This is a genomic window from Protofrankia sp. CiP1_Cm_nod2 (genome assembly GCF_920664355.1).
GTDB lineage: Bacteria > Actinomycetota > Actinomycetes > Frankiales > Frankiaceae > Protofrankia.
The window spans coordinates 20,389-27,521 of the sequence record NZ_CAKKTL010000056.1 but is presented as its reverse complement, the minus strand read 5'-3'; the positions used below and the strand labels follow the sequence as shown (position 1 = coordinate 27,521).

The following is a 7,133-nucleotide window of genomic DNA, read 5'->3' as shown; positions in this document are numbered from 1 at the left end:
GCCGAGCCGCCCGCCGGTAGGCGGCCACGATCTGGGCCTGGGAGGCTGCCGGCGGCACACCGAGGACGTCGTAGAGTGAGAGCGGCGCCACGAGTCATCTCATACCCGGCCAGCGCGCCTGATCCCGGAGGTCACATGGATCTGCAGCTCGCCGGGCGGGTCGTCCTCGTCACCGGGGGCTCCGACGGGCTGGGGGCGGCCGTCGCGCGTGCCCTCGTCGCCGAGCGGGCGCGGGTGGCGATCTGCGCCCGTGACGAGGCCCGCCTGAAGCTCACCGCGGACGAGCTGCGCGCCGCCGGCGGGGACGTCCTTGCCGTACCGGCGGACGTCACCGACGTCGACGCGCTGGACCGTTTCGTCACCGCGGCCCACAGCCGGTGGGGCCGGGTGGACGCGATCGTCAACAACGCCGGCCGGTCCGCGGGCGGGGAACTGGCCGCCGTCACCGACCAGCAGTGGCAGGACGACCTGGAGCTGAAGCTGTTCGCGGCGATCCGGCTGTCCCGGCTGGCGCTCGACCATCTGCGCGCCTCGGACGCCGCGGCGGTGGTCAACGTGCTCGCGACGGCGGCGAAGGCACCGCCGGCGGCGTCGCTGCCGTCCTCGGTGTCCCGGGCCGCCGGGCTGGCGCTGACCAAGGCGCTCGCCGGCGAGTGGGGCCCGCACGGGATCCGGGTCAACGCGGTGCTGGTCGGCCTGGTCGAAAGCGGCCAGTGGGAACGGCGGGCCGCCACCACCGGCACCCCCGTCCGGGCGTTGTACGAACGGATGGCGCGTGACGCGCGGATACCGCTGGGCCGCGTCGGCCGGGCTACGGAGTTCGCCGACGTCGTGACCTTCCTGCTCTCGCCGCGCAGCTCCTACGTGACCGGGACCGCGCTCAACGTCGACGGCGGCCTGTCCCCGGTGGTGTGACCACCCCGCCGGCCGGCGGCGCTGTCAGCCGGTGGCGATGAGGACGGCGGCGACGACCACCCCGAGGACGGTCACGGTCGCGCGCAGCGCGGCGGCCGGCAGCAGCCGGGCGGCCCGCGCGCCGAGCACCCCGCCGACGCCGGAGGCCAGCAGCAGGACGGCGGCGAACCCCCAGGCGACCCGCGCGCTCACCACGAACACGGCGATGCCCACCGCGTTGACACCGAACGACAGCAGGGTCTTGGACGCGTTCGTGCGCTGGAGGCCGTCCGGCATGAGGATGCCCAGGACGCCGAGCAGCAGCACGCCGAGGCCCGCGCCGAAATAGCAGCCGTAGGCCCCGGCCACGAACACCCCGGCCCGGGTCGGCCAGGTCACAGCCACCCCACAACCACCCCGTCGCCGGGCCACTGCCTGCCCGCTGGCCCGTCGCCGGGCCACGATGGCGGCCAGTCGCGGCTGGCCGGCGAGCAGCAGGCAGGCCACCAGCACCAGGTAGGGAACGACCACCCGGAAGGAGCCCGCCGGGGCGGCCAGCAGCACGACCGCCCCGGCCAGCCCGCCGAGCAGCGCCGGGCCGGCCAGCGCCCGCAGCCGGGCGGCCTGCCCGGTCAGCTCCCGGCGGTAGCCGAACGCGCCCCCGGCGTATCCGGTGACCAGCCCGACCGAGCAGGTGACGTTCGCGGTGAGCGCGGGCATCCCGGTGGCGAGCAGCGCCGGGAATGCGATCAGGGTCCCGCCGCCGGCCACCGCGTTCACCGCTCCGGCCAGCAGGCCGGCGGCCGCGACGCCCACGGTGTCCAGGACTCCCATGACACGCACGCTCTCACGGCCATACCCGCGGCAGGCCGCCGTTCTCCTCGTCCGGACATGTGCTCTTCTCGTCCGGACGGGTGCTCTTCGGCTACACAGGTGGGGTGGCTGCTTCCGAGACGTTGAGGATCACAGGCCCGGTGCTGGTCGGCCCCGAGGAGGTCCGGGACGGGCTGTGGGCCGTGGACGGCAGGATCACGTTCACGGCCCCGACCGGCGCCCGCGCCGCCGGCGCGCGCACGGTGCCGGGCTGGGTGCTGCCCGGCCTGGTGGACGCGCACTGCCATGTGGGGCTGGACGCCCACGGCGCGGTCGACCGGGACACCGCCGAGCGGCAGATCCGCACCGACCGGGACGCGGGCACGCTGCTGATCCGGGACGCGGGCTCGCCCGCGGACACCCGCTGGGTGGACGACCGCGAGGACCTGCCCCGGCTGGTCCGGGCCGGCCGCCACATCGCCCGGACGAAACGGTACATCCGTAACTACGCCGTGGAGATCGAGCCGGCGGAGCTGGCCGCCACCGTCACCGAGCAGGCCCGCCGGGGCGACGGCTGGGTGAAGATCGTCGGTGACTGGATCGACCGGGGCACCGGGGATCTCGCCGCCTGCTGGCCGCGTCAGGCGGCCGAGGCCGCGATCGCGGCGGCCCATGCCGCCGGCGCCCGGGTCACCGCGCACTGCTTCGCCGAGGACTCCCTCGCCGACCTGGTCGAGGCCGGGATCGACTGCGTCGAGCACGCGAGCGGGCTGACCGCCGAGACGATCCCCCTCTTCGTCGAGCGCGGCGTCGCCATCGTGCCGACCCTGGTCAACATCGCCACCTTCGAGGGCATCGCCGCCGGGGCGGCGGAGAAGTTCCCCGCCTACAGCGCGCACATGCGGGCGTTGCACGCCCGCCGCTACGACACCGTCCGCCAGGCGTACGAGGCGGGCATCCCGATCTATGTCGGCACGGATGCCGGCGGGTCGCTGCCGCACGGCCTTGTCGCGGACGAGGTCGCCGAGCTGGTCCGGGCCGGGCTGCCCCCGGTGGCGGCCCTGTCGGCGGCGACCTGGGCCGCGCGCGCCTGGCTCGGTTTCGCCGGGCTGGCCGAGGGGGCGCCGGCGGATCTCGTCGTCTGTTCGGAGGACCCGCGGGTGGACGTCCGGACGCTCGCCGAGCCGTTGCTGGTCGTCGTGCGTGGCCGGGTGGTGGCGGGCAGGGGCGCATGACGCAGGCGTCCGGGCAGCCGGTGGAAGTACGTTTCCGAGGTCGGGTTCCCGACGTGGGCAAAGCCGTGTTCTCGGGCACAACATCGGGAAGAAGAAGCCCGGCGCAACCACGTCGAAGGAGTTCTCCGATGTTCACACGCCCCCGGTGGACGCACGTGGCCCTCCCGTCCAGCGATATCGACGCCTCGATCGACTTCTATACGAGGATGACTCCGCTCGTGGTGGTCGCGACCCGTCAGGACGTCGCCGGCCGCAGCGCGTGGCTGTCCAACGACCGGCAGTGGCAGGACCCGTTCGTGCTGGTCCTGGCCGAGTTCAACGCCGAGCGTGGGCACCGGCAGCCGACGATGACCCCGTTCGCGCACATCGGGATCGAGGTGACGCAACGCGCCGAGATAGACGCGATCGCCGACCGGGCGAGAGCCGCGGGCTGCCTGCACTGGGAGCCGCAGGACCTGCCCGACCCGGTCGGCTACGTCTGCGCGGTGACCGACCCGGACGGGAACGTGATCGAGTTCAGCCACAACCAGAAGGTGTTCCAGACCATCCGCGAGCTGTGGGGCCCCGCCGCGCGCGCCCACAGCAACGGTGTCAGATAAGCCACCAGCCGGCCGCCAGGCAGCCGGAGCCGGTAGCGTCCGGGACTTGTGGCGAGACCCGGGCACAAGGAGAGGCATTACGGTGGGCGGCTGGGCTGGCTGCGCGCCGCGGTGCTCGGCGCGAACGACGGGCTGGTGTCGACGGCGAGCCTGATGCTCGGGGTGGCCGCCTCGTCGGCGTCCCGGACGGCCGTGCTGACCGCGGGCCTTGCCGGGCTGGTCGCCGGGGCGGCGTCGATGGCCGCCGGGGAGTTCGTCTCGGTGAGCTCCCAGAAGGACGCCGAACGCGAGGACCTGGCCACCGAGGCCGCGGAGCTCGCGACCGACCCCGACGCGGAGCTGGAGGAGCTGGCCGGTATCTACGTCCAGCGCGGGCTGAGCCCCCGGCTCGCGCGGGAGGTGGCCGTGGAGCTCAGCCGCACCGACCCCCTCGCCGCGCACGCCCGTGACGAGCTCGGCCAGTCGCCGCAGAGCGCCGCCCGCCCGGCGCAGGCCGCCGGGGCTTCGGCGCTGAGCTTCGCCGTGGGCGCGGCGCTCCCGCTGGTGGCACTGCTCGCCAGCTCCGGCACGGCCAGGGCCGTGTTACTGGTTGTGATCACCGAGGTGGGGCTGGCGCTGCTCGGCGTCACCGGCGCCGCGCTCGGCGGCGCGAGGCGGGCGCGGGCGGCGGTCCGCGTCGTTCTCGGCGGATCGGCCGCCATGGCCGTGACGGCCGCGGTGGGCGCCCTCGTCGGCACCACCATCGGCTGAGCCCATGGCGGCTGGGCCCGGTGGCGGCGCCTGTTCCGTCCGCGACGATCACCTGGTGTGGTCGCGCTGATGCACGACAGGAGCGCTGCCGGCTAAAGTGCTGGTTATGGCAGGACAGACCCGGCAGGGACGGTATGCGCAGGAGGAACGGCGGGAGCTCAGTGACCTCCTGCTGGAGCTCGGTCCCGACCAGCCGACGCTGTGCACCGGTTGGACCACTCGCGACCTGGCCGCCCACCTGGTCGCCCGGGACCGCAAGCCGCAGACGCTGCCCGGGCTCGCGATACCGCAACTGCACAAGATCACCGAGCGCGTCGAACGGGCCACCAGGGAGTCGCACTCCTATGAGGATCTTGTCGCGCTGGTCCGCAAGGGCGCGCCGGTATGGCACCCGGCCCACGTCGCGCTGGTGGACGAGATGATCAACCATGTCGAGTACTTCGTCCACCACGAGGACGTCCGGCGGGCGCAGCCGGACTGGAAGCCGCGGGATCTCGACGTCGCCGAGCGGGACAAACTGTGGAAGGCGCTGAAGATGGTCGGCAAGCTCGGCGTCCGCAAGTCCCCGGTCGGCGTCGTGGCGGAGCGTACCGACGGGGAGGGACGGCAGGTGCTGCGCTCCGGCGGCCGGCAGGTCGTGCTTGCCGGCGCGGCCCCCGAACTGCTGCTCTACGCCTTCAACCGCCGGGAGCAGGCCCTCGTGGACATCCGCGGCGACGACACGGCCATCGCCGACTTCCGGGCCGCCCCCTCCGGCCTGTAAGTCAGTCCCCGTCCGCGTAGAGATCCTTGAACGGCCAGGGCCGGATCGTCGATGTTCCAGAAACGCGTGGCCAGCGGATAGTCGAACGGGCGTACCACCAGTTCGAGACCGGCTCTCCCGCACAGCGGGGCGTTGCAGGCGAGCATCTTTCCCATCACCGACATGGCCGAGCCGCACAACAGGAGCGCGATGCTGTTGCCACCGGAGACCGCCCGGTCGATCTCCCGCTGAAGAATCGACGGGAGTTCGGGGGACACTGTGCTCAGATACGGGAATTCGTCGATCACAACTGGTCCGGGCCGGCCGCCGGCCACCGAGAACAGGTGGACGATCGCTTCGTCCCAGTTGGCGAACCGCTGGGGCACCGGCGTACGTGTGTGCTCGGCCAGAGCCTCGGCGAAGAGGCGCAGCGACTCCGCCTGCGTCGCCCGGGTGGCCCCGAAGTACAGGCCCGGTGTCTGGCGGGCAAGAGCCTCCAGCAGGAAGGTCTTCCCCTGGCGCCGCCGCCCGCTGACCACGCCTGGTTACGACACGAACTTCCAGATGGCGCTCTCCGGAAGCGGCGGCAGCGTGGGCAGCTCCTCTTCGTCCCAGGTTTCGAAGAGAAGGTCGATTGCCCGGGCCAGGGAGACCGTCTCGCCGCGGTACAGCCTCAGTACCGATTCCTCGTACTGCCTGGCGAGTGAGGGTGCGGCCAGCTCCTCGTGGACGAGCAGGTCGAACTCGACGATATCGGTCCTGGTCGTGCGCACGGAACGGATCCGATGGGCCTCGTTCTGATCCACCTGCCCGAGTTCCCACAGGCGGCGCGCCAAAGTGGACATGTCGACGCGGAAGGCGCTTGCGGCCCTGACCACGGCGGTGCGAAGGTCATCGCCGCGCTCCCGCAGTTCGGCCCAGGTGCGGTGCAGCCCGGCCGCGGGCAGCAGGACGGCTCGGGCGAACCGGTCGAGCCGGGTTTCCCATGCGTTGTCGTCGTCCTGCTCGGCGATGCGCCAGTCGACCGTGTATTCGTCGGCGAACAGATAGTGGCCCAGTGCGTGCGCGAGAGCCAGCCGCCGCCGCCCTACCCGGAGGTGACCGTTGACGATGGCGATGCCACCGCGGGCCAGCAGGATCGACGCGGCGTCCGCGGCGTCCGGCCCCAGATCGAAGGAGAAGGCCAGCAGACCGAGCCGGCCTACGCGCGCGGATATGTCCAGGAAGGGCTCGGCGCCGTCAAGACCGAGAAGCTGGCGTACCTGTGAGGCACAGCGTTCCGCCTGGATGCCTCCGCCTGCCCGGCTGGTCGGCTTCCTGCCCCGACCCACGGCCCGCGGAACAGCTCGTGTTCCGCGGAACACTCGTGCCCCGCGGAACACGAGTGGGGGAGCCGCTACCGGAGGGCGGGCTGGGCCGTGGCATCAAGATGATCGAGTAGTTTCGCGATGTTCTCCGCCGGGACGGGGGTCCAGTCCCAGACGTCCACGCCTACGTTGATCTGCCGGTCGTGGATCTGCCAGGCGTCGTGCACGTGCCCGCACAGCAGCGGGCGGCCGTCGTCCTCGGGGCGGCGGTCGGCGTAGCGGTCCCGCTCCGTGTGGTCGCCGTGGTACGGGAAGTGCGCCAGCGTGACAATATGATCACCAATGCGGTGGTCCCGCACGACTCCGTCCGCGTGGACGTGGGTGAAACCCGCGTCGATGTAACGCCGGACCTGGCCGGTGTGCCGGCGGTGCCCGGACCAGCAGGCATCGTGATTTCCCGCGACGAGAATCTTGTGGCCGTTCAGCCCGGCGACCGGGCCGAGTTTCGTCGGCGTCAGGGAGACGTCCCCGAGCACCCACACCGTGTCCTCGGGTGCCACGACGGCATTCCACCGCCGCACCAGGCCGGCGTTCATCGTCTCGACGTCGGGCCAGGGGCGGGAGGCATAGGTCAGAATGTTCGTGTGGCCGAAGTGGAGATCAGCCGTGTACCACGTCGTCACAGCTTTCCTCTTCCGTGCTTCTCGCACTGTCGCAATCGGTTCCCTGTATCTGGGCCGGCGTTTCTCCGGCCTGGTCGTCCGTCCGCCAGCCGTACACGGTGAAGCCGGCA

At 72.3% G+C, this 7,133-nt stretch carries 9 protein-coding genes; 5 read left to right on the top strand and 4 right to left on the bottom strand.

The genetic code is table 11. The annotated features are described in order from the left end of the window. The first annotated feature begins 135 nt into the window (after window positions 1–135). On the top strand, window positions 136–915 hold the full coding sequence (locus NBW84_RS08725) for an SDR family oxidoreductase (protein ID WP_250283453.1): 780 nt from the start codon (window positions 136–138) through the stop codon (window positions 913–915). Between the two features lie 24 nt (window positions 916–939). On the opposite strand, the gene NBW84_RS08720 is transcribed toward NBW84_RS08725, so the two are convergent. Further along, window positions 940–1,728: a sulfite exporter TauE/SafE family protein gene (locus NBW84_RS08720; protein WP_250283451.1), complete on the bottom strand. Its 789-nt coding sequence runs from the start codon at window positions 1,726–1,728 to the stop codon at window positions 940–942. Window positions 1,729–1,832: 104 nt separating this feature from the next. Here NBW84_RS08720 and NBW84_RS08715 point away from each other — a divergent pair, with 104 nt between their 5' ends. From NBW84_RS08715 to NBW84_RS08700, 4 genes are all read left to right on the top strand, one after another. Next, the gene (locus tag NBW84_RS08715; protein ID WP_250283457.1) at window positions 1,833–2,942 is read left to right on the top strand and encodes an amidohydrolase family protein; all 1,110 of its coding nucleotides are present in this window, start codon (window positions 1,833–1,835) and stop codon (window positions 2,940–2,942) included. 128 nt (window positions 2,943–3,070) lie between these two features. After that, window positions 3,071–3,541: a VOC family protein gene (locus NBW84_RS08710; RefSeq protein WP_250283449.1), complete on the top strand. Its 471-nt coding sequence runs from the start codon at window positions 3,071–3,073 to the stop codon at window positions 3,539–3,541. Between the two features lie 48 nt (window positions 3,542–3,589). Further along, entirely contained in the window at window positions 3,590–4,291 is a 702-nt protein-coding gene (locus tag NBW84_RS08705; protein WP_250283447.1) for a VIT1/CCC1 transporter family protein, read from the top strand. 106 nt (window positions 4,292–4,397) lie between these two features. After that, the gene (locus NBW84_RS08700) at window positions 4,398–5,054 is read left to right on the top strand and encodes a TIGR03085 family metal-binding protein (protein ID WP_250283446.1); all 657 of its coding nucleotides are present in this window, start codon (window positions 4,398–4,400) and stop codon (window positions 5,052–5,054) included. Here NBW84_RS08700 and NBW84_RS08695 read toward each other — a convergent pair. The 3 genes from NBW84_RS08695 to NBW84_RS08685 form a co-directional block, all read right to left on the bottom strand. Continuing rightward, window positions 4,961–5,572, bottom strand: a complete 612-nt coding sequence (locus NBW84_RS08695; RefSeq protein ID WP_250283444.1) for an AAA family ATPase — start codon at window positions 5,570–5,572, stop codon at window positions 4,961–4,963. The two genes, NBW84_RS08700 and NBW84_RS08695, sit on opposite strands and share 94 nt — an antisense overlap. A gap of 6 nt (window positions 5,573–5,578) precedes the next feature. Beyond that, window positions 5,579–6,364 (bottom strand): ImmA/IrrE family metallo-endopeptidase, encoded by a 786-nt coding sequence (locus NBW84_RS08690; RefSeq protein ID WP_250283443.1) that lies wholly within the window; start codon window positions 6,362–6,364, stop codon window positions 5,579–5,581. A 65-nt stretch (window positions 6,365–6,429) separates the two neighbouring features. Continuing rightward, on the bottom strand, window positions 6,430–7,023 hold the full coding sequence (locus tag NBW84_RS08685; protein WP_250283440.1) for a hypothetical protein: 594 nt from the start codon (window positions 7,021–7,023) through the stop codon (window positions 6,430–6,432). Between the last annotated feature and the right edge of the window lie 110 nt (window positions 7,024–7,133).

Coding starts and splice junctions, on each gene's coding strand:
- NBW84_RS08710 (WP_250283449.1), top strand. CDS start 3,071: ATGTTCACACGCCCCCGGTGGACGCACGTGGCCCTCCCGTCCAGCGAT.
- NBW84_RS08720 (WP_250283451.1), bottom strand. CDS start 1,728: ATGGGAGTCCTGGACACCGTGGGCGTCGCGGCCGCCGGCCTGCTGGCC.
- NBW84_RS08700 (WP_250283446.1), top strand. CDS start 4,398: ATGGCAGGACAGACCCGGCAGGGACGGTATGCGCAGGAGGAACGGCGG.
- NBW84_RS08725 (WP_250283453.1), top strand. CDS start 136: ATGGATCTGCAGCTCGCCGGGCGGGTCGTCCTCGTCACCGGGGGCTCC.